The organism is Haematobacter massiliensis, assembly GCF_000740795.1.
GTDB classification, from domain to species: domain Bacteria; phylum Pseudomonadota; class Alphaproteobacteria; order Rhodobacterales; family Rhodobacteraceae; genus Haematobacter; species Haematobacter massiliensis.
Map to the genome: position 1 here is coordinate 60535 of NZ_JGYG01000012.1, position 21041 is coordinate 81575.

At 64.9% G+C, this 21041-nt stretch carries 24 protein-coding genes, 1 tRNA gene and 1 other RNA gene; 9 read left to right on the forward strand and 17 right to left on the reverse strand.

All coding sequences use genetic code 11. The annotated features are described in order from the left end of the window. Positions 1-2 precede the first annotated feature (2 nt). Complete coding sequence (locus tag CN97_RS15790; protein ID WP_035713377.1) at positions 3-491, forward strand: ureidoglycolate lyase; 489 nt, start codon at positions 3-5, stop codon at positions 489-491. Here CN97_RS15790 and CN97_RS15795 read toward each other — a convergent pair. Next, positions 470-1498 carry a type I glyceraldehyde-3-phosphate dehydrogenase gene (locus CN97_RS15795; protein WP_051911312.1) on the reverse strand — a complete coding sequence of 343 codons (1029 nt, stop codon included), beginning with the start codon at positions 1496-1498 and terminating at the stop codon, positions 470-472. The two genes, CN97_RS15790 and CN97_RS15795, sit on opposite strands and share 22 nt — an antisense overlap. Before the next feature lie 139 nt (positions 1499-1637). Between CN97_RS15795 and CN97_RS20755 the strand changes: the two genes are divergently transcribed. Then, a complete protein-coding gene (locus tag CN97_RS20755; protein WP_156969592.1) occupies positions 1638-1802 on the forward strand; it encodes a hypothetical protein in 165 nt (54 codons plus the stop codon). An 81-nt stretch (positions 1803-1883) separates the two neighbouring features. Here the strand turns inward: CN97_RS20755 and ssrS are convergent. Then, positions 1884-2041: non-coding RNA, 6S RNA (gene ssrS, locus CN97_RS20360), on the reverse strand. Positions 2042-2149: 108 nt separating this feature from the next. On the opposite strand from ssrS, the gene CN97_RS15800 reads away from it, so the two are divergent. Further along, positions 2150-2620, forward strand: coding sequence for an MmcB family DNA repair protein (locus CN97_RS15800; protein WP_035713379.1), 471 nt, complete (start codon positions 2150-2152; stop codon positions 2618-2620). Positions 2621-3392: 772 nt separating this feature from the next. On the opposite strand, the gene CN97_RS15805 is transcribed toward CN97_RS15800, so the two are convergent. Continuing rightward, positions 3393-3611 carry a DUF6324 family protein gene (locus CN97_RS15805; RefSeq protein WP_035713381.1) on the reverse strand — a complete coding sequence of 73 codons (219 nt, stop codon included), beginning with the start codon at positions 3609-3611 and terminating at the stop codon, positions 3393-3395. A gap of 126 nt (positions 3612-3737) precedes the next feature. Here CN97_RS15805 and CN97_RS15810 point away from each other — a divergent pair. Next, a tRNA-His gene (locus tag CN97_RS15810) sits at positions 3738-3814 on the forward strand. A gap of 516 nt (positions 3815-4330) precedes the next feature. Here the strand turns inward: CN97_RS15810 and CN97_RS15815 are convergent. From CN97_RS15815 to radA, 9 genes are all read right to left on the reverse strand, one after another. Further along, on the reverse strand, positions 4331-4642 hold the full coding sequence (locus CN97_RS15815) for a hypothetical protein (protein WP_131389422.1): 312 nt from the start codon (positions 4640-4642) through the stop codon (positions 4331-4333). Between the two features lie 242 nt (positions 4643-4884). Then, the gene (locus CN97_RS15820) at positions 4885-6147 is read right to left on the reverse strand and encodes a peptidoglycan DD-metalloendopeptidase family protein (protein WP_084684204.1); all 1263 of its coding nucleotides are present in this window, start codon (positions 6145-6147) and stop codon (positions 4885-4887) included. Positions 6148-6196: 49 nt separating this feature from the next. Continuing rightward, complete coding sequence (locus CN97_RS15825; protein WP_035713386.1) at positions 6197-6844, reverse strand: protein-L-isoaspartate(D-aspartate) O-methyltransferase; 648 nt, start codon at positions 6842-6844, stop codon at positions 6197-6199. A 3-nt stretch (positions 6845-6847) separates the two neighbouring features. Further along, positions 6848-7636 (reverse strand): 5'/3'-nucleotidase SurE, encoded by a 789-nt coding sequence (surE, locus tag CN97_RS15830; RefSeq protein ID WP_035713389.1) that lies wholly within the window; start codon positions 7634-7636, stop codon positions 6848-6850. A 61-nt stretch (positions 7637-7697) separates the two neighbouring features. Further along, the gene (locus tag CN97_RS15835; RefSeq protein WP_035713392.1) at positions 7698-7880 is read right to left on the reverse strand and encodes a hypothetical protein; all 183 of its coding nucleotides are present in this window, start codon (positions 7878-7880) and stop codon (positions 7698-7700) included. 126 nt (positions 7881-8006) lie between these two features. Further along, positions 8007-8648, reverse strand: a complete 642-nt coding sequence (locus tag CN97_RS15840) for an SDR family NAD(P)-dependent oxidoreductase (protein ID WP_035713395.1) — start codon at positions 8646-8648, stop codon at positions 8007-8009. Continuing rightward, the gene (gene purF, locus CN97_RS15845) at positions 8645-10114 is read right to left on the reverse strand and encodes an amidophosphoribosyltransferase (RefSeq protein WP_035713398.1); all 1470 of its coding nucleotides are present in this window, start codon (positions 10112-10114) and stop codon (positions 8645-8647) included. Before purF ends, CN97_RS15840 begins: the two co-directional genes overlap by 4 nt. Before the next feature lie 95 nt (positions 10115-10209). Next, positions 10210-10806, reverse strand: a complete 597-nt coding sequence (locus CN97_RS15850) for a CvpA family protein (protein ID WP_035713400.1) — start codon at positions 10804-10806, stop codon at positions 10210-10212. Between the two features lie 21 nt (positions 10807-10827). Then, on the reverse strand, positions 10828-12192 hold the full coding sequence (radA, locus tag CN97_RS15855; protein ID WP_035713402.1) for a DNA repair protein RadA: 1365 nt from the start codon (positions 12190-12192) through the stop codon (positions 10828-10830). Between the two features lie 247 nt (positions 12193-12439). Between radA and CN97_RS15860 the strand changes: the two genes are divergently transcribed. The 3 genes from CN97_RS15860 to CN97_RS15870 all read left to right on the forward strand — a co-directional run bounded on the left by CN97_RS15860 (position 12440) and on the right by CN97_RS15870 (position 16834). Further along, positions 12440-14233: an ABC transporter transmembrane domain-containing protein gene (locus tag CN97_RS15860; RefSeq protein ID WP_035713404.1), complete on the forward strand. Its 1794-nt coding sequence runs from the start codon at positions 12440-12442 to the stop codon at positions 14231-14233. Positions 14234-14313: 80 nt separating this feature from the next. Then, positions 14314-14751, forward strand: coding sequence for a peptidoglycan-binding protein LysM (gene lysM / locus CN97_RS15865; protein ID WP_035713407.1), 438 nt, complete (start codon positions 14314-14316; stop codon positions 14749-14751). Positions 14752-14908: 157 nt separating this feature from the next. Beyond that, the gene (locus CN97_RS15870; RefSeq protein ID WP_051911313.1) at positions 14909-16834 is read left to right on the forward strand and encodes an acyl-CoA synthetase; all 1926 of its coding nucleotides are present in this window, start codon (positions 14909-14911) and stop codon (positions 16832-16834) included. 61 nt (positions 16835-16895) lie between these two features. Here CN97_RS15870 and CN97_RS15875 read toward each other — a convergent pair whose 3' ends face one another. Continuing rightward, entirely contained in the window at positions 16896-17477 is a 582-nt protein-coding gene (locus tag CN97_RS15875) for a DoxX family protein (protein WP_035713408.1), read from the reverse strand. A 939-nt stretch (positions 17478-18416) separates the two neighbouring features. Here CN97_RS15875 and CN97_RS15880 point away from each other — a divergent pair. Both CN97_RS15880 and CN97_RS15885 read left to right on the forward strand, forming a co-directional pair. After that, positions 18417-18668, forward strand: a complete 252-nt coding sequence (locus CN97_RS15880) for a spike base protein, RCAP_Rcc01079 family (RefSeq protein WP_051911314.1) — start codon at positions 18417-18419, stop codon at positions 18666-18668. Beyond that, entirely contained in the window at positions 18662-18955 is a 294-nt protein-coding gene (locus CN97_RS15885) for a hypothetical protein (RefSeq protein WP_035713411.1), read from the forward strand. Before CN97_RS15880 ends, CN97_RS15885 begins: the two co-directional genes overlap by 7 nt. 156 nt (positions 18956-19111) lie before the next feature. Here CN97_RS15885 and CN97_RS15890 read toward each other — a convergent pair whose 3' ends face one another. Genes CN97_RS15890 through CN97_RS15905 form a run of 4 tightly spaced genes read right to left on the reverse strand, consistent with a single transcriptional unit; the run spans position 19112 to position 21041 of the window. Next, entirely contained in the window at positions 19112-19693 is a 582-nt protein-coding gene (locus CN97_RS15890; protein ID WP_035713413.1) for a GNAT family N-acetyltransferase, read from the reverse strand. Then, positions 19690-20094 (reverse strand): ketosteroid isomerase-related protein, encoded by a 405-nt coding sequence (locus tag CN97_RS15895; RefSeq protein ID WP_035713415.1) that lies wholly within the window; start codon positions 20092-20094, stop codon positions 19690-19692. The genes CN97_RS15890 and CN97_RS15895 overlap by 4 nt, the downstream gene beginning before the upstream one ends. A 10-nt stretch (positions 20095-20104) precedes the next feature. Further along, entirely contained in the window at positions 20105-20560 is a 456-nt protein-coding gene (locus CN97_RS15900; protein WP_035713418.1) for an arsenate-mycothiol transferase ArsC, read from the reverse strand. A 4-nt stretch (positions 20561-20564) separates the two neighbouring features. Next, positions 20565-21041: a UPF0262 family protein gene (locus tag CN97_RS15905; protein ID WP_035713419.1), complete on the reverse strand. Its 477-nt coding sequence runs from the start codon at positions 21039-21041 to the stop codon at positions 20565-20567.

A 21041-nucleotide genomic window follows, 5' to 3' on the forward strand; every position in this document is an offset into this window, starting at 1 on the left:
GGATGCGACAGATCACCATACAGCCGCTCACGCTGGAGGCCTTCGCGCCTTTCGGCGACATCCTTGCCGCGGATGGGACAGCCGACCGGATCATCAACCAGGGTCTCTGCGGGCGCTGGCATGACCGGGCCGGGCTGGATTTCGGGCCGGAGGGGCGGGCAGGGTTGTCGATCTTCAAGGCGGAGCCGCGGGCGTTGCCGCTGAAGCTCGATCTGGTCGAGCGGCACCCGGACGGCAGCCAGGCTTTCGTGCCGATGTCGCTCGATCCGTTCCTTGTCATCGTCGCGCCGGATGACGGGGGGCGTCCCGGTATGCCGCTGGCCTTCCTCACGACGGCGGGGCAGGCGATCAACTTTCACCGGGGTACCTGGCACGGGGTGTTGACGCCGCTCCACGCGCCCGGGCTCTTCGCTGTGGTGGACAGGATCGGCGATACGCCCAATCTTGAGGAATACTGGTTCGACGATCCCTATACGGTCGTTTCACCCTGAGGTTCGCTTCCTCCCGCCTGCTCCTGATCCTGCTGTGCCAACCGCATCGCCATGTCGATCATGCGGTTGGAAAAGCCCCATTCGTTGTCGTACCAGCCGAAGACGCGCACCATGCCGCCGCCCGTCACGGCGGTCTCCGGAAGCGCCATGATCACGCTTTCGGGCCGCGCGCGCAGGTCGGTGGAGACAAGCGGACGCTCGGTCGATCCGATGACGCCGCCCGCCTCGCGTAAGGCAGCGTTGACAGCCTGCACCGTGGCCGGCCGCCGGGGCATGAACGTCAGATCCACGGCCGAGACGGAGGCCGTCGGCACCCGCACGGCAGACCCCTCCACCCGTCCGGCCAGATGCGGCAGCACGATATCCACGAGCCGGGAGGCTGAGGTCGTTGTTGGCACCATGGAGAGCGCGGCGGCCCTGCTCCGGGCAAAATCCGCGGCGGGACTGTCCACCGTGGGCTGGCTGCCGGTATAGCAGTGGATGGTGGTCATGTAGCCCGTCTCCACCCCCCATTCCGCGTCCAGAAGCCCCAGCAGCGGGGCCAGCGCGTTTGTCGTGCAGGAGGCGTTGGAGACGATGCGATGCGCGGAGGTCACCTCTCCCTCGTTTGCGCCGATCACGGCGGTGATATCCGCGCCCCGCGAGGGGCCGGAGATGAGCACCCGGCTCGCCCCCGCGCGCAAACCGCGTTCCGCAATGTCCCGGCTGTCGGCGCGGCCTGTGCACTCCATCAGCACATCGACGCCCGACAGATCCGCATGCGACAGGTCTGACTGGCGGAGAAGCGGGATCTCGCGCCCATCCACCACAAGATGCCCCGCGCGAAGGGCCACGCTTCCGGGGTAGGGGCCGAAGACGCTGTCATATTCAAACAGATAGGCACAGATTTCAGGAGTGGCGATATCGTTCAGAGCGACAATCTCGATATCGCCCGGACGGGTGGCCAGCGCTCTCAGCACCGAACGACCGATGCGCCCGAACCCGTTGATCGCCACACGAACCGACATGCTGTTCCCTCCAGTTGCCTTGTACGTGCCTAGCCGCACGGCGGAAGAAGGCCAAGAGGAAGGACATCACGCGATTTCGCTTGGCGTCAGGGGCGACTCGGCATTACGCTGATGTGGCAACTTTCAGGAGACTGCTCCTATGCCTGTTCGCTCCGTCCGCCGCTCTGGGTCGTTGTCTCGTGCTGGTGCGCTTATCAAGCGCATGGGGGAGGCTTTGAAAGCTGCGGTGGCCGGGCCGATGCGTGCGCCGGATGCGCTGCCCGTTCCGATCCGGGTGGAGCAACGCCCGATGCGTCGCCGCTGATCCGTAGCTTTGCCGGCATAGGATAACGAAAGGGCCGGATCGACCGGCCCTTTTCGATTCGTCCGTCTTGTATGGTGAGCGGCGGGAACCGCAGCAACCGTGCCGGCGTGATTTCCCGAGAGCCTGGACTAACCAGGTGGGTGCCAGATACCGGGACCAGGATCCCGGCAGAGCCAGCCCCCTCGGAAATGCTTATCGGCCACTGGAAAAAAGCCTGCGCACGAGAGGAGCAGAACCCGCCTTCCCAAAAATAGGCCCCCCGTGAGGAGGCGACAAGAGCCTGTCACGGAAAAGATGTGATCGTAGCCCGGCTGGACAGACGTTCTCTCTCTGTTCATAGTCACGCCATGCAACCCCAGCCCCTTCTTATCCCCGGCCTACAGCCCGGACAGCTCCTCCAGCGTGGAGTGAGTCGACATCTCCTCTCCCTCGGCTTCGCGACGGTGGAGGAGTTGGTGCCCGCCCCGGGCCTCCGGGTGGACGTTATGGCGCTTGGTCCCAAGGGGGAGATCTGGGTGGTCGAATGCAAGTCATGCCGCGCCGATTTTGCGGGTGACAGAAAGTGGCAAGGATATCTGGAGTGGTGCGACAGGTTCTTCTGGGCTGTCGATGCCGATTTTCCTGCCGATCTTTTGCCTGATGGCACCGGCCTGATCCTCGCCGACAGCTATGATGCGGAAATCCGCCGCCTCGGGCCGGAGACGCCGCTGGCCGGCGCGCGCCGCAAGCTCCTCACCCAGAAATTCGCCCGGCATGCAGCGCTTCGGCTGCAGACGCTTCGCGATCCGGGTGCCGGTGGCTCAGGGCCCCGCTTTTGACGGATTGCTCTATTGGCGGGGGACTACATGGCCTCGCAACGCTTGATGGCGATGATTTCAGACATAAGGGCGGCAGCGCCTGAGGACCTCTCCGCCGTGACCCGCGCTGGTACATGAGACCTTCGCAGCTTAACAGCCCAACACGGAGGCTGCGGCCTCCCTGCGTCGGGAGCATTGGCTTATTCTTGGCAGGAGGATCAGTTCAAGGCTCACCGGGAACTTTTCGGCCGAAGGCCTGACACTGCGCTGACTGAGATTGCCATACCGGTCCCTCGCCTTACGCTCCCCGCCGTTCTGTCGGTTTGACTGACTTGGCAAAGCGCTTTGCGAAGTGAAGTGAGGTTCATGATCCGCAGGTATCACAACGAGTTCACCGCCCCTCCGCAAACGGCACTATTGCTGCGAAATTCCCGTAGCATCTTGCGCGAGCGAGGTGACCGGCAGGAGAACCCACTGAAAGTCCGTGCTACGAGCGACCAGCACCTTAAGATCAAAGCGGGCCGTCAATTATCGACGCCGCAACCCTAAGGGGTCGAAGGCCTGCAATCGCGCCCCCGAGCAAGCGAAACGGCTTCGCCCGCAGGTGAGCAGCTGGAGCAAGCTCGGAAACTTTAGCTTCGGTTGCGCAAAGCCGAGCCGGATCGTTGAGCCGACCTCACCTCCAGAAGAGCGAGAGGTAGGCCGCTCACGTTTGAGCAACTGAACCGCGCCTGCCCGCCTGAAGGACTGCACGCCCGAAGGAAACGCCCTTCCTGGCTCACGACGGGCGAGTTCAGCGTTTCTTGCCTTTTGGCGAGGGTTCCGAATTGCCCATGCTGCGTGCGGCTTCTGCTGCGGCGCGAAGCTCCTCGGCGATTTCCTCTGCCTCTTCGGGGTCGAAGTCGAGCGGCAGTTCCATGCCTTCCGCCTCGACATAGATTCGCACCATCCCGAGAGAGGTGGGACCGATCTGGAGATTGGCAGCGACTTCGCTTTCCTTGTTGATACCCATGTTGTTCCCCTTGATGCCGGTGGTGCGCCCCTGCGGGACTCAGAGCGGTTGGATATGCGTCCTTTGTCATTTGATCAAGCGATGGGTCTTGCCAAAGCCCGCCATGAAGGGTAAATCGCCCCCCGTGCCGCCTTAGCTCAGTTGGTTAGAGCGCTAGATTGTGGATCTAGAGGTCCCCCGTTCGAGCCGGGGAGGCGGTACCACCGGTTTCAGGTTCAGACAGCGCTGACCGCTTCACCGAGTCCTTTCTCTCCCTAGATGATCCTTGGTCGAGCGGGGCGAGGGTGCCGTTTCCACTATGCGGTCGCATCTTGGTGAAACGAGTCAGAGGGGAGCACAGTCGAGCCGCTCGGCGAGCTTGGTTGAGTGGAATTGGTGCTCCATCGGCTTCGCCCGGCGTCTGTTATCCATGCAAAAGCCCAGCTTCCGCCCCAAGGCATGGTCGAGAGCCGATTCGTGCTCAACACCTCCTGCAACAGCAATCGCATTTCTGCCGATGGCACGTGCGCAGTGATTTCTTGCTATGAGGTCATGTCTTTGGACAATTCCGCCCTTGTCGTCGCCGCAAGTGCGCTATCCTCTTGCGTAGTCCTGACGTGCTACGCACAGACGCCGGGTATTAGGGGGTGCAGGGCGGGGAGCTGCTCTGCACCCTCTGTCGTGAATAGACAATTTTCAGCAACTCCCCCGTGTTTGCCGGGTCGTCGTCGCTCGCCGGGTTATTGTCCGAGCGGTGGCACATAGAGACAGCGGGCGCGATTCGCGACGATGCAGAGGTGAAAATCCTCGTCCTGGCTCTTCTGAAGGGTCCGACTGGTATACGGGATCACGGCGCGGAAGGGGGCGTCCATGAGCGGGTACTGGCCAGCCTTGAGGTCGATCTCCCATCCGTCCTTGGTGGCATGAACCGCGGAGGCGGGGATCGGCGCGCAATCCTGCCCTGAGCAGCAATAGGTACTGTACCAGCTATGGGCGAGCACGGGCGACGCCGCGAGAAGCGCAGGACACAGGATCAGGCAGGACAGCTTCATCGCGCATTCCCTCCACATAGCGGACCCTCCACGTGGCGGGGGGTGCCAGACAGCTCTAGGGACTTTGGCTCAGACGGGTAGAAGCAGCAGCGAAACGGCGTCGGGCGCAGGAGGCCCATGACGAAAGTGTAGGATAGTTCCGACCCTTAGCGAGAAGAACGCGGCGCTCCGCCGTTCAATTTGCGAAAAAAGGCCATGCGCTGGTCGCGCATGGCCTGAAAAAGCGGCAGTAAGCAGATAAACTACTGAAGGTAGCTCATCGGATCGACACTCTCGTATCCGTTGCGCACTTCGAAATGCAGGAAGGACGGGTTGCCTGGCCGCACGGTTGCGATGGACTGACCGCGCGTGACTGCGGAGCCTTTTGCCACCTTGATGCCATCGATATTGGCATAGACCGTGAGCAGGTTGTTCGCATGGCGAATGACGAGGATCGGCACCTGATCGGTATCCTGGGTGATCGCGGCGACCGTACCGTCGGTCGCGGCATGGACGGCGGCTCCGGCCGGGGCGGCGATGTCGATCCCTTCGTTCTTGCCGCGCGCATAGGGGCGGATGATGCTGCCCTCCACCGGCATGGCGAGTCTGGCAGAGGAGGCGGGGGTCCGCTGTGCGCCGAGATTCGGTGAGGCGGGTGTGGCCGCTGCGATTTCCTCGTTGGTCTTGGTGTCCTTCTCGGGCAGCGGCGTCGCGGCGCTCGGCGGCGTCGGCGTGGGAGAGCCGGTGCCCGGCTGATTGGCCGCTGTCCGTGCGGGAGCGGGGCCGGTGGCGACGGGGATCATCAGATACTGGCCGTCCCGCACCGTCATCTGGGCGTCCAGCCCGTTCCATTCCGCCAGCGAGCGCGCGGAGACGTTGTAGAGCCGCGCGATCGAATAGGCCGTTTCCCCGCGCTTGACCTGATGGCGGACAGGCTCGGTGCGGCTCGCGGACGCCGCGGGCGGCGCGCTCCCGACATTGGCGGAGCTGGCGCTCTGGCTGCTTGCCGGCGTTCTGCGCACTGTACCGGAGGTTTCGGCCCTTTCGATCGCGCCGGAGGCGAGCGTCGTCACATCGACGGGGGCGGTGGCTATCGACCCGGAGGAGATCCCGCCCGTATCGGAGGAGAAGCCGGACTCCGCCGTCATCGTCACCGGCTCGCTCACCCGCCGCGGCAATGCCAGAACCTCGCCTTCCCGGAGGCCGGTTTCGCTGGCAAGCGCGTTGTAGGAGGCGAGTTCGCTTGCCGGAATGCCCACGCGCTGCGCGATGCTGCCGACAGTGTCGCCCCGCCGGGCCACGGCCACCTGATATGTCGGATAGGAAATGACGCCCCGCCCGTCCGGTTGCGGACGGTTCGCCGTCGGCTGGCGCGCGGCTTCGGATGTGTCCAGATTGGTGGGGATGACGCCGCGCATGTCCCAGTCGAGCGGCCGCCCGCAGGCCCCCACGATGGCAAGCGCTGCACAGGCGAGCGCGATCCGGCGCAACGGTCGCTGAGCGGAACGGAAAGGCATCACTGTCATCCTCTTCAGTTTCCCGACGGGGCCGTCTGCGCGACCCTTACGTCCGGCATCATTCTTGCCCAAGCCCCTCAACGAGCGGCACGAACCGCACGGAGCGAAGCTCTTCGTAATGCACGCCTTCTGCCGTGCGCGTGACCTTGATCAGGCTCTGCACCGCGTCCGACTGGCCGACGGGGAGCACCATGATACCGCCCTCCCGCAACTGGGCCAAGAGGGGGCCGGGCGGATCTTCTGCCGCAGCCGTGACGAGGATGCGGTCGAACGGCGCCTGCTCTGGCAGCCCGTAGGATCCGTCAGCGGTAAAGGCAGTGATGTTGTGCAGGCCGAGGCGCTGGAACGTCGCCTCCGCCTGCCGGACGAGCCTGCGATGCCGGTCGATGGTATAGACGCGCCGGACAAGCTGCGACAGGATCGCCGCCTGATAGCCGGAGCCGGTCCCGACCTCCAGCACCTTGTCGCGCGGACCGGCCTCCAGCGCCTGTGTCATCAGGCCGACGATGGAGGGCTGGGAGATGGTCTGGCCGCAGGCGATGGGCAGGGGAGTGTCATCATAGGCCCGTTCGGCAAAGACGCCGGTAACGAAGCTCCCCCGGTCGATCTTCTCCATCGCCGCCAGCACGCGGGTATCGGTCACCCCGCGGGAGCGCAGGGTGAACAGAAAGCGCATCTTTCGTTCGGAGAGGTCGTCCTCCGTCATCGCTCAGGAGGTGAAACGGGCGCGCAGCGTTTCTACCGCGTCATGAGCGGTCAGATCGGCGCGGAGCGGGGTGATGGAAATATAGTCGTCAAGGTTGGCGGCGACATCGCTGCCGTCCTCCGTCCGCAGGTGCTGCGGGCCGCCCTTGATCCACAGGAAACGTCGCCCGGTGGGGGAGATCGTGGCCTCCGCCGTGAAAAGACCCTCGCCGCGGAAACCCTGTTTTGTGATCCGGGTCCCCTTCACATCCCCCGAACCGATGGGGGGAAAGTTGACGTTGTAGAACAGCCTGTAGCCCATTCCATCCCACAGCCCCTTCTCCAGCAGGTCCCCGACGACGCCCGCTCCAAATTCGGCTGCCGCATCAAAGGGATCGGCAAGGTCGCGCGTCCGCGGCCCGAGGAACTGCGACAGGGCAATCGCCTTTACCCCTTGCAATGCGGCTTCCATCGCGCCGCCCAGAGTGCCGGAGTAGAGCGTGTTCTCTGCGGCGTTGTTGCCGCTGTTCACGCCCGATATCACCAGGTCGGGCTTGGCACCGTCCATGACATCGTGGATGGCCGCGAGAACGCAGTCGGCGGGCGAGCCTTCGGCAGCATAAGTGCGCTCCGCAAGACGGGCGATCATCATGGGCCGGGTATAGGAGATGCAGTGACCGACGCCGGATTGCTCAAAGGCGGGAGCGACAACCCAGACCTCTCCCTTTGGTCCCGCGACCTTGTTGGCGATGGCGATGGCGACCTTCAGGCCAGGCGCGTTGATCCCGTCATCATTCGTCACAAGAATTCGCATGTCACCGTCCCCTTATTCCGCTCCTGATTAGAGCAGGGGAGGCGTCAGGTAAAGCGAACGGTCAGGCGCGCTGCTTGTGGCGCCACAATCCCCAGGCGCCGGATATCGCAGCAGAAGCGACCGCCCCCGTGGCACATCCCACCATCCAGATCGGCAACGCGCGACCCGGATCACCGGTGAGCATGATATGAAGGGCCAGCATCAGCAGGCCGAAGAGGCTTCCGAAAACCGCATGTCCCGCCATTCCGTCCCCCTTGTCGCATTGGCGCATGAGGCCCGGATGACAGCCGGGCAGGGATGCGCGATTCGATTGCGAAGTCGGAAGAAAGACGCTCAGCCGCGAAGAAAGTTCCCGCCTGCGCCGAAAATGTCACAAAGCAGCGGCAAGTCGGGCGGCTTCGGAAAGCTCCGATGCGAGGAGCGAGCGGTCCTCCCCCGGGAAGAACCGCGCGCGTGTGGCGGTGGGCATCGGCGCGGGCGTCTCCACCAGCACGCGGGGGCCGACCTTCACCGCTTCCGCCTGCCAGCTCCGGGCGAGGGAGATCTGTCCCGCCTTGGTGGAGCCATAGGCACCAAAGAACTTTTCCCCCGCGTGAGGGTCGTCAAAGAACAGTGCCGTGCCCCGTTCCGCCGCGCGGAGCAGCGGCTCGACCATGCCGATCAGCATGCCGGTGGCACGCAGGTTCACGGCGAGGGAGCGGTCCCAGTCCTTCGTGTCGATATGCCCGGCAGGGGTCAGCGGTGCCGCGTGGATTGCGGCATGGACCCAGAGATCGACCTTGCCCCAGCGCTCGAAGATCGACAGGCACATCTGGCGCATCGCATCGTCGTTGGTGATGTCCATGGGGGCAAGCGTCGCCGCGCCGCCTTTCTGCTGGATGCGGTCATCCAGCTCCTCCAGCCCGCCGATGGTGCGGGCGACCGCGACAATGTGATACTCACCGGCCAGAACTTCTGCCATCGCGGCACCGAGACCGCGGGAGGCACCTGTCACCAAGGCAATCTTCGTCATTCGGCGGCAGTCTTCATCTGAAAGCCCTTCTCCACCATGTCGGCGGGGAAAACGGGGTAATCGCCTGAGAAGCAGGCATCGCAATACTGGGGTTGCGCCTTGTCACGGCCCCCGGCCTCTCCCGCTGCGCGGTAGAGACCGTCGAGCGAAATGAAGCGGAGCGAGTCCACCCCGAGGTAGTCCCGCATCTCATCCTCCGTCATATGCGAGGCGAGCAGCTTTTCCCGATCCGGCGTATCGACGCCGTAGAAACAGGGCCAGGCGGTGGGCGGAGAGGCGATACGGAAATGCACCTCCGCCGCGCCTGCATCCAGGATCATCTCCTTGATCTTGCGGCTGGTGGTGCCGCGAACCACGGAATCGTCCACAAGAATCACGCGTTTGCCGCGGATCAGGGCGCGGTTCACATTGAGTTTCAGGCGGACCCCCATGTTGCGGATCTGCTCCGTCGGTTCGATGAAGGTCCGGCCCATATACTGGTTGCGGATGATGCCCATCGCATAGGGGATACCCGATTCCTGGCTGAAACCGATCGCAGCGGGGGTGCCGCTGTCCGGCACGGGGCAGACCAGATCGGCCTCTACCGGGGCTTCGCGCGCCAGCTCCACGCCGATCTGGCGGCGTGTCTCATAGACCGACCGGCCACCGAGGATGGAGTCGGGGCGGGAGAAATACACATGCTCGAAGATGCAGAACCGCGATTTCATCGGAGCGAAGGGGCGGAAGCTCTCGATCACGCCGCTGTCGGAGATGACGATCATCTCTCCCGGCTCCACTTCCCGGATGAACTCCGCCCCGATGATGTCCAGCCCGCAGGTCTCCGAAGACAGCGCCCAGCCATCACCGATCCGGCCCAGCACCAGCGGGCGCACGCCCAGCGGGTCGCGCACGCCGATCAGCTTGGTCCGCGTCATGGCGATGACCGAGAAGGCCCCTTCGACCCGGCGCAGCGCATCCTTCATCCGCTCCGGAATGTCGCGCTGAATGGAGCGCGCCATCAGGTGAATGATGCATTCGCTGTCGGAGGAGGATTGGAAGATGGAGCCGCGCTCGATCAGCTCACGGCGCAGTTGCGCGGCATTCGTCAGGTTGCCGTTATGGGCTATCGCCGCGCCGCCCATGGAAAACTCGCCGAAGAAGGGCTGCACATCGCGGATCGCGGTGTTGCCCTTCGACCCGGCGGTGGAATAGCGCACATGCCCGATCCCGATGGAGCCGGGCAGCGTCTTCATCACCTCGGCATCGGTGAAGTTGTCGCGCACATAGCCGAATCGGCGGGCGGAGTTGAAACCGGTGGCGGGATCATGCGTGACGATGCCACCCGCTTCCTGCCCGCGATGCTGGAGGGCGTGCATTCCGAGGGCGACGAAATTGGCCGCATCGGTCACACCGATGACACCAAATATGCCGCATTCTTCTTTCAGCTTATCGTCGTCGAACGGATGGCTGTGCTGCTCGTCGCGCATGGCGCGTCCTCCGAATCCGGGGCGGGGGGAACGTCGTGCCCCACATAGTAACTCGGGACGCGGAAGTCATCCCCCTGAAAGTGCACGGACGCTCGTCAGTTCTGCGCAGGGGTTGCCGGAAGATCGGGCGTGACGACCGGCGCGCCGCAGCTGCCGACAAGCTGTTCATAGCGGGACACGATCCAGCCCGGCGCGTCTGCGGGGATCGACCTGTCGATATTCCCCTGCACGGAGGAGAAAATCTGTGCCGAGCGGGAGTTGTCCACCATCGGGATCGACGTGCCCGACATCGCACGATCATACACCACGAAGGCGACTGCCACGAGCAACAGGCCCCTCAGGACACCGAAGAAGAAGCCGATGCCCTGATCCAGCCCGCCGAGCGCCGAACGCTGCACGACCCCTGAGAACAGCGGCGTGAACAGCGAGGCCAGCACCAGCGCCACCGCGAATACGGCCGCAAAGGCGGCGATCAGCGACAATTCGCAGCTGTCGGCGAGAAAGTTGTTCAATCCGGGGATTTCGCGAATCAGCGGTTCTGCCGCTGGCGCAAAGATATAGGCGAGGATCGCCGCCACGATCCAGCCCGCGATGGCCATCGCCTCCCGCACGAAGCCGCGCGAGTAGGCGAGAAGCGCCGAGACGACGATGACGGCGGCCACGACCGCGTCGATGATGGTGAAGCCCTGCATCTGTCCCTGCTCCGCTGTCGTCTATCCTGCGCCGAATGTCTCGCCCACAAAGGCGGCGAGATCGGCGAAACCACGCAGCCCGTCGTCCCCTTCGGGGCTTTCTGCGCTGCGGGCGGGCGCGATGGCTCGTGAAAAACCAAGTTTCCGCGCTTCTTTCAACCTGTTTTCCGTCTGGGAGACGGGCCGGAGCGCGCCGGAGAGGCTGATCTCGCCGAAAACTACGGTTTCCGGAGGCAATGCCGCATCCTCCCGCGCGGAAAGAAGCGCCGCTGCCACGGCCAGATCCGCGGCCGGTTCGGAGATTCGCAACCCGCCCGCGACGTTCAGATAGACGTCCAGCCCGCCGAAGGGGATGCCGCAGCGCGCTTCCAGCACGGCAAGGATCATGGCGAGCCGCCCGCCATCCCAGCCGACGACGCTGCGCCGTGCGCTTCCGGGGGGCGAGGGCGCGACGAGGGCCTGTATCTCCACCAGCAGGGGCCGCGTTCCCTCGATCCCGGCGAAGACGACGGAGCCGGGGCTGGGCCGTTCCCGTTCCGACAGGAACAGGGCGGAGGGGTTCGCGACCTCCGCCAGACCGGTGCCCGTCATCTCGAAGACGCCGATCTCGTCCGAGGGGCCGAAGCGGTTCTTGACCGCGCGAAGGATGCGGAACTGATGGCCGCGTTCCCCCTCGAAATAGAGCACGGTATCGACCATGTGCTCGACCACGCGGGGGCCGGCGATCTGCCCCTCCTTGGTGACGTGGCCCACGATGATGACGGCGGTGTTGCGCCGCTTGGCAAAGGTGACAAGCTCGTGCGCCGCCGCCCGAACCTGCGCCACCGAGCCCGGAGCGCTTTCGACGGTGTCGGACCACATGGTCTGGATCGAATCGACGATGACGAGGTCCGGCTTCTCTGCCTCCAGCGTCGCGATGATGTCGCGGAGCGCGGTTTCGGCGGCCAGCCTGAGCGGCGCGCCGCCAAGCCCGAGCCGCTCGGCCCGCATCCTGACCTGCGCGGGCGCTTCCTCTCCCGTGACATAGATCACGGACAGACCCGCCTGCGCAAAGCTGGCAGCGGCCTGAAGCAGCAGGGTGGATTTGCCGATACCGGGATCACCGCCGACCAGAACGGCGGAAGCCGGGACCAGCCCGCCGCCCAGCACCCGGTCCAGTTCTCCCATGCCGGAGGCGGTGCGGGCGGGCGGAGGCTCCCGCGCGGCAAGATCGCCCAGGGGCACCATGCGCCCGCGAACCTTGCCCAATCCTTTCGGCGCGGCGGAGAGTGGCGCTTCCTCCACGATGGTGTTCCATGCGCCACAGGCGTCGCAGCGCCCGGACCATTTCGGAAAGGTCGCACCGCAGGCGGTGCAGGCGAAGGTGTGGGAGGGGGCGCGGGCCATGCACCCTTCTGCCCGACCGCCGTGACGCCTTCAAGTCTGTCATGGGCTGCGGCAGTGGTCCACGCTTGGCGATGTCCTCGGATGATCTGGCGGCTGGCCCTGGGGGACAAACATGATGGCTGGGTGGCCGCTGGCCGCAGTTGCCGCCCTCAGTTACTGGCCGCTCCCGGTAGGGCGGCGCATATCAGACTTCCGGCCTGCTTGCTGCAAGGCGCGTCTGCGCATAAACGGGAGCAAAGGAGACGGCATGGCGCGCGGCAATTCGACAGTCGGGGCGGAGCGGGCGAAATCCCGCAGGGTTGGATCCCTGCGCGGACTGGCTCCGTTCATCCGGCCCTACCGTGTTCTGGCCTTGGCGGCGGTGCTGGCGCTGATCCTGACGGCGGGCGTTTCGCTGATCCTGCCGATGGCGGTCCGGCGGGTGGTCGATGGCTTCGGATCGGACGCGCTGCTGCTCGACACCTATTTCACCGCCTTTCTCGGCATCGCCGCGCTGCTCGCGGTGGGGACCGGGCTGCGCTATTACCTTGTTACCCGGCTGGGCGAGCGGGTGGTGGCCGATATCCGCAAGGCGGTGTTCGATCGGGTCATCAGCCTCAGCCCCGGTTTCTATGAGCGGGTGATGAGTGGAGAGGTGCTCTCCCGCATTACCACCGATACGACGGTGATCCTGTCGGTGCTCGGCTCCTCCATCTCCGTGGCGATGCGCAATGCGATCATCGTGGCCGGCGGCACACTGCTGATGCTGCTCACCTCGCCCAAGCTGACGGGGCTCGTGCTGCTCATCGTGCCGCTGGTCATCGTGCCCATCGTGACGCTGGGACGCAGGCTCCGGGCGGAATCGCGGACCAGCCAGGACTGGATCGCCGCCTCCGCGGGCAATGCCTCCGAAGCGCTCACCGCCGTGCAGACGGTGCAGGCTTTCGGCCATGAGCCGGAGACGCGCGCGGCCTTTGCCCGCGTGACGGAGAAGGCCTATGCCTCTGCGCAGCGGCGCATCGGTACGCGGGCGGTCATGACGATGATCGTCATCTTCCTGGTCTTTGCGGGCGTCGTGGGGGTTCTCTGGGTCGGCGCGCGCGATGTCCGTGCGGATGCGATGAGCATCGGCGCGCTCGTGCAGTTCGTGATCTATGCCATTCTGGTTGCGGGAGCCGTGGGTTCGCTCTCGGAGACATGGGGGGAGGTGCAGCGCGCCGCCGGGGCTACCGAGCGTCTGCTGGAGCTTCTGGCGACGGAGGACGAGATCACGGATCCCGCCGCGCCCGTTCCCCTGCCGCGCCCCGTGCGGGGAGAGGTCGCCTTTCGCGACGTGTCCTTTCACTATCCCACCCGTTCTCAGCGGTCGGCGCTGGAGGATTTCACCCTTACCGTCCGGCCGGGAGAGACGGTGGCCCTCGTCGGTCCGTCCGGGGCGGGCAAATCCACCGTGCTGCAACTGCTCCTCCGTTTCCGCGACCCGGACTCAGGCAGCGTGAGCCTTGACGGGATCGACCTGCGGGACATGGCGCGCGGCGACTTCCGCGCCGCCCTTTCACTCGTGCCGCAGGATCCGGTGATCTTTGCCGCCACCGCGCGGGATAACATCCGCTTCGGCAGACCCGATGCAACGGATGAGGAGGTCACCGCTGCGGCGCGTGCCGCCGCCGCGCACGACTTCCTCACTGCCCTGCCGGACGGCTATGACACCTGGCTCGGGGAGCGGGGTGTCGTACTGTCGGGTGGCCAGCGGCAGCGGATCGCCATTGCCCGCGCGATCCTCCGCGATGCACCTGTTCTGCTGCTGGACGAAGCGACCTCTGCGCTGGATGCCGAGAGCGAGCGTGCGGTGCAGCGCGCCGTCGCCCGCCTGTCGGAAGGGCGCACGACCATCGTCGTGGCCCACCGGCTTGCGACCGTCAGAAGCGCCGACCGGATCGTGGTGCTCGATGCGGGGCGAATTGTCGCAGAGGGAACGCATGAGACGCTGGTAGCCGAAGGCGGGCTCTACGCGCGCCTCGCACGGCTCCAATTCACTGAAGGGCTGCAAGCGGCGGAGTAGGGCCTTGCCCTCCGCGTATCCCGCTACAGATTGTCGGGGGAACGGCGCCGCCGAACGGTGCCGGAAACCGGAGGAAAACCATGGGTGTATGGGATTTCGTTAAGGATGCTGGCAAGTCGCTTTTCGGCGGCGGCAAGGCGGAGGCGGCAACCACCGCTCCTGATGCCGAAGCGCTGAAGGCTGAGGTCAAGAACCTTGGCCTGAACGACAGCGGTCTACAGATCCATACGGAAGGCGATACCGTCAGGGTGACAGGCAAGGCCGCGACGCCGGAGGAGAAGGAGAAGGTGATCCTTGCCGTCGGCAACGTGGCGGGGGTATCGAAGGTCGAAACCGACGAGGACGATGGTCCGGAGCCGGTGTTCTACACGGTAAAGAAGGGCGACACGCTCTCCGCCATTTCCAAGGCCACGCTCGGTAACGCCAATCGCTATAACGAGATCTTCGAGGCGAACCGCCCGATGCTCACCCATCCCGACAAGATCTATCCCGGACAGGTGCTGCGCATTCCGCAGTAACCTTGCGTTACCCCGCCCTGGCAGATGGTGCAGCCTTCCGGGGCGGGGTTAACGTGGCGTAGCCGGGGCGCTCCTGCCCTTGCTTTTTCCCCTCCCCGCCCTGCATCCTGCCATCCGACGGCGGAGGGGCCGTCACTAGACGAGGAGGACCGACCGAATGGGTGCCTATGCCACCATAGCCGACCGTAATGCACTCGAAGCCGAGATGCCTTGGAGCGCGCGTGACGTGCCCACGACGATCCATCAGCTTCTGGAGCGCACCGCGGCTCGCTACGGAGACAGCCCTGCGATCGGTTTTCAGCTTTCCTCCGGTCCACAGGATCCCGCCGAAACCCTGACATGGCGGGAGTTCCGGGATGAAGTGAACCGCGCCGCGAACCTTTTCCGCAAGCTCGGGGTCGGCGAAAACGACGTCGTGGCCTTCATCCTGCCGAATTCGATGGAAACGGCTGTGACGCTTGTCGCCGGAATGGTGGCCGGAATAGTCAGCCCGGTGAACCCGTTGCTTGATGCGGAGCACATGGCGGGCCTTCTGCGGGAAACGAAGGCCAAAGTCGTCGTCACGCTGAAGTCCATCCCGAAATCCGACATCTCCCAGAAGGTGGCAGAGGCCGTGGCGGCAGCTCCCTCGGTGCAGGCGGTGGTGGAGGTGGACATGCTGCGCTACCTGCCGGCGCCGAAGCGCTGGATCGCGCATTTCCTGCGCCCAAAGGCCGGGCGCCGCCATCAGGCCCGCATCGTCGACTTTACCAAGGCGGTCGCACAGGAAAGCGCCACGCTCTCCTTCGCTGATCCGGGGAAGGATCGGGTGGCGGCCTATTTCCATACCGGCGGCACTACGGGTCTGCCGAAAGTGGCGCAGCACCGCTATTCGGGCATGATCTACAACGGCTGGCTAGGCGCCACGCTGCTGTTCAAGAGCACCGACGTGCTGATATGCCCGCTGCCGCTGTTCCACGTTTTCGCCGCCTATCCGATCTTCATGTCCACCCTGTCTTCCGGTGCCCAGATCGTTCTGCCGACACCTGCGGGTTACCGGGGGGAGGGGGTCTTCGACAACCTCTGGAAGCTGATCGAGCGGTGGAAGGGCACTTACCTCGTCATCGTGCCGACGGCGATCTCCGCCCTGATGCAGCGGCCTGTGGATGCCGATATCTCCACCCTCCGCGGCTGTTTCTCCGGCTCCGCACCGCTGCCGCAAGAGCTGTTCAAGCGGTTTCAGGCGACGACAGGCGTTCAGATCGTGGAAGGATACGGCCTGACGGAGTGCACCTGCCTCGTTTCCGTCAACCCTCCGGACGGGGAGAAGAAGATCGGCTCCGTGGGCCTGCCGTTTCCCTATACCGATGTCCGCATCCTTCACGCCGACGAACACGGCAACATCACGCGCGAATGCGGAGCAGAGGAGATGGGGGAGATCTGTGTCTCCAATCCCGGTGTGTTTGAGGGATCGACCTATACGGAACCGGGGCGGAACCTCGGCCTCTATGCGGATCGTCGCTACCTGCGCACGGGTGATCTCGGGCGTCTGGATCGGGATGGTTACCTGTGGATCACGGGCCGCAAGAAGGATCTTATCATCCGGGGTGGTCACAACATCGATCCTGCAGAGATAGAGGAGGCCCTGGCCGGCCATCCCGCCGTGGCCTTTGTCGGGGCGATCGGTCAGCCGGATGCCTTCGCTGGCGAACTTCCCGCTGCCTATGTGGAACTGATCCAGGGGGCGGAGGTCACGCCGCAGGAGCTGCTGGATTATGCGCGCGCGCATATCCATGAGCGCGCGGCCGTGCCCAAGTTCATAGGTATTCTGGACGAACTGCCGAAAACAGCGGTCGGCAAGGTGTTCAAGCCCGACCTTCGCCGCCTCGCCATCACGCGGGTGCTGGATGCGGCTCTCGCCGAGGCGGGGATGTCCGCACAGGTCGCGGAAGTGGTGGAGGATCGCCGCCGTGGGCTTGTCGCCCACCTGCACCGGACAGGAGAGGTGCAGGAACCGGTGGTGGCCGAGGTGCTGAGCCGCTTCACCATCCCGTGGGAGTGGGAGGATCGCCGCCCCCTCCCGGTGCCAACTCCGGTTGCGTGACGGGGCGGCCGGTTGATCGGAAGACCGCCGGGCGGCAGGTTGGCGCCCGGCGTGCGCGGGATCAGAACTCCCGTTTCAGCACCATCTTGTCGAGCGACAGGTAGCCACCGCCGAAAGCCGCAAAAAGCGCGGTGAGACACGCCCAGAAGATGGAGGTGAACTCCGCCTTCTGCTGAACACCGGACAGGAAGGAAGCGCCTCCATCCGGCGCCAGCCGGGCCCGCGCGGCGTCAGTAAAATACTGCGCGCCCTCTCCGGTCATGAAAGCGACGCCTTCCGGGGTAAGAAAATTGGTCCCGTAGGGATTGTTCACGTGGAAGGACAGGGTGACGAGCAGCAGGATCGTCGCCGCGACGGCAGCGGGCCGGGTGAACAGTCCGATCACGATGAGGATGCCCCCCGCGAATTCCGTCAGCGCAACGAGAAGCGACCAGAGCCATCCCGGACCAAAGGGCACGAGGCCGCCCATCATTCCCGCCATGGCGAAGGGCGCCTGTATCTTCGGCCAGCCCGACATGACGAGCATTGCGCCAGTGATGATGCGGATAAGAACCCAGACGCCGGGTTGGGCGAGATAGTCATAGACCGGCCCGAGGAAGGGCAGGATCAGCCGGTCGCGGGGATTATCAAGAGGCGTAGGCATATGTCATGGCCTTTCCCATTGTTGCCGGGCAGGTCATCCGGCAGGCCCGTGGCCGCCCCTGCTCCTGCCGCTATGGTGCGACAGTCTCATCCCGCGTCAACCAGCCGCCTTGCGATTGCGGGAAAGGCGTCGCCCTCAGGACACGGCTTCCGTCGGGAAAGGCCCTTGACCCGCGTGCCTTGCACCAAACGATTCGCTTGTCGGTGAAGCGGCCGCCGGCGTCTCCGGCCATCACCCTGTCACAGCGTAGCCGGACGGATGGTCACTGCCCTGCAAGGAGCTGCCGCCGGTGGAGCCTGCCGGGACGCAGGAGCATTCCGCCGGCTGACGACGGTATCCTTGCTGCTGGCCCGACATCGTCAAAGTGGAACATCAAATGCAAATCATGCTGTTGGCCCTCGCATCGTGCAGGGTTGTTTGGTGGACACCGGCTGGCGACCAGTTGCGCGCAGGCGGCGGACACTGCTCCGATAGCGCGCCTTCGATGCTGCCCCCGGCGGCGGGCCAATACGCGCTATGCTTGCCGCCTGTTTCGGTCCTGGATGTGTTCTCGCGCAGCATCGCAATCCGGGGAAACTCTCGCTCCGACTTCGGTCCGCTTCCCTGACTTCGCAGGCGTCCTGGGGCCATCGCCCAGCGCCGGTTTACAAGCAGGGCATCTGTTCATCTGCGCTGGGCTTGCGGCCGATGGTGCGCCGGCCCTCATCATTGCCGCCTTGACCTGTCCCGCAGCGCATCCGGTCCTTAACAACGAATAAAACACGTCTGATAGGCTCGCTCCGAAGGCCGCCAAGCGCGCCGCTTTCGGGCGTGCCTTCCGCTCGTGAGGGTAGATGGCCTGTAAAGAGGGACGCCATGCAACGCGCGGTGCCTTAGCGGAATGTCAGCATCCTTGAGGCAGGGTCGCTGCATCCGAAAAACCAGCCTTCAGGAGACGCCATGACCCAAAACCTTTTTGCCAGCCAGGCTCCCGGCCTCACCGCGCCGCTGCTGCATATCTTCGACATCCTGCCGGGCGAGCCGCTGGCCTATGTCACCCGCGCGATCCTTCTGGCGGAGGAGGGGACGGTCACGCTCACCACCCTTGGGGGAGAGACGGTGACGACGCTGCCGCTCGCGCCCGGTGTCTGGCATCCGGTGATGGCGACGGCGGTAGGCGCGGCTACCGTTCGGATACAGGGCGGATGCTGAGCTTTCGTTACTGGGCGGGGGGTGGAGCTGCGGTCGCCCTCCTGCTCGCAGGCATGTGGACGGGGGACAGGCTGGCAACGGCGGCGGCTCTCCGGGCGAATGCGGCGGCGGCGGAACAGGCGGCCTTGCGTGCCGCCGCCCTGCGCCAGGCCGAGATGGAGCGACTGCGGGCAGAAGCGGGGCTGGACCTCGCCTTGGGGAAGGTGATGGATGATGCGCGCGATATGGATGACCGTGCTGTGGTGTTCGACGCTGGCCGCATGCGCCAGCTCTTCCCCGCGCGATGAGCCGGTGCCGCCCTCGCTCCTGCAACCCTGTCCCGATCTCACGGCACCCAGCGGCGATATGACGGCGGCTGCCGTATGGCAGGCATGGAACCGTGACCGATGGGCCGGGGCGGTCTGCCGCTCGCGGCACGCAGGTCTCGTGGCCGCTCTGGAGGGCTAGAGACGACGCATCCAGAACTGGAGCGGCTTCGCCGTCTCGACGGCTTCGCCAATGTCCTTCCAGCGGAAATGCGCGATGACGCCGGGCAAGGGCTCGTATCCCCGTGCCCGCCAGAAGCCATCGAGCGGGCGGTACTCCGCAGGCCGCATGGGGTGATCCGACGGGCGGATGACGGCACAGAACGCGCTCCAGACGAAGCCGTGCTCGCGGGCGTGGCCTTCCCGCTCATCGAAGAAGCGATGACCTATGCCATGCCCGCGCCATTCCGGCAGCAACACGGATTCCGCACAGTAGAAGATCTGGTCGAGCGGCTCGGACCGGCCGGCAAAGGCAGCGGCGAAATCGTCGGCGTGATCGGTCATCGGCGTGCCGGTGGCCGCGCCGACGATCCGCTCGCCGTCGAAGGCGCCCACCACCACGGCCCGCGGGCTGTTGCGATAGGCGTCCAGATATCGCCGCTCGTAAGTCAGATCGCCATCGTAAAGGTAGGGCCAGTCCCGGAACACCGCGATGCGCAGCCGCGCCACACCGTCAAGCGCGCCCTCCAGCGCGGTGCCGGTGAGGCGCTCCACTCTCATGCAGAGACCTGACGGATCCAGTCGGCGAGATTGTAGAAGGTGGTCACGCGGGTGATCTTGCCGCCTTCCAGCGAAAAGAAGGCGCCCGCCGGCAGGACATAGGTCTGGCCATGTGCGGGGGGAAGGTCGCCATCGGTCTTGAGATAGGTGCCGTTCACCACGAATTCCGCAGCCCCCCGTGTACCATCGGGGGTGGCGAACAGGACGATATCCGTCAGGTTTTCCCGGTAGCATTCGGCCATATGCGCGCCGAATTCCGCAAAGCGTTCCTTGCCGGTGCGGGTGCCCCCTTCGTTCACATTATGCACGAATGCCTCGGACAGTTCGGCGAGCATCCCGTCGAGCGAACCATTGTTGAAGGCCTCATAGTAGCGGCGCAGGGTGGCGATGGCGTCAGTCATGTTTCCTCACTCACTCAAGGATCGGTCCGAACCGCCCGATCATCTGTTCGCGGATCTGGTCGCGTGTCTGGCGGTAGGCATCAAGCTTCGCCTCCCGCGATTCACCAAGGCCGCTCGGGTCCATGATCGGCCAGTATTCGATGTCCAGATGGTAATAGCGTGTCAGTTCCAGGGCCGTGCGCTGACTGGCGGGGGAAAGCGCCACGATCAGATCGAAGGTGGACATGTCGTCCCCCCAGTCATGCATCTGCTGAAAGTTGCGGACCCTGTGCAGGGCAAGGTCGATGCCGATCTCCGCGCAGACGGCAATGGCGAAACCGTCGATGTCGAGATCGCTGCGCACTCCGGCCGACTGGACGTAATGCCGTCGGCCGTAGAACTTCTTCATCATGGCTTCGGCCATGGGGGAGCGGATCGAATTATGGTCGCAGCAGAAGAGCACGGAGGTCAATGTCGCGCCCGTCACGCTCTCAGCTCCCCCGAAGGACGCAGACCAGCGTGAAAAGCCGTCGCGCCGTATCTATATCGACGATCGCCTTTCCCTCCAGCCTCTCCTGAAGGAGCCGCGCCCCTTCATTGTGGATGCCGCGGCGGGCCATGTCGATGGCCTCGATCTGCGCAGGACCAAGGCGACGGACCGCGTCGTAGTAGCTCTCGCAGATCTGGAAATAGTCCTTCACCACCTGCCGGAAGGGGCCGAAGGACAGGTGAAACTCCGCCAGCCGCGCGGCGGTCTCGTTCGAGACATCAAAGACCAGCCGCCCGTCCCGCACACAGAGCAGGAGCCGGTACGGCCCGGGCGGTGCGTCGCGGCCATCCCGTGCCGGCAGGGTGAAGCTGTTGTCTTCCAGCAGGTCGAAAATGGCGACGCGCCGCTCCTGCTCCATCTCCGCCGAAGGCGTGGGAAGCCCGGTATCGTCGATCTCGATATGGGAGAGCCGCATCAT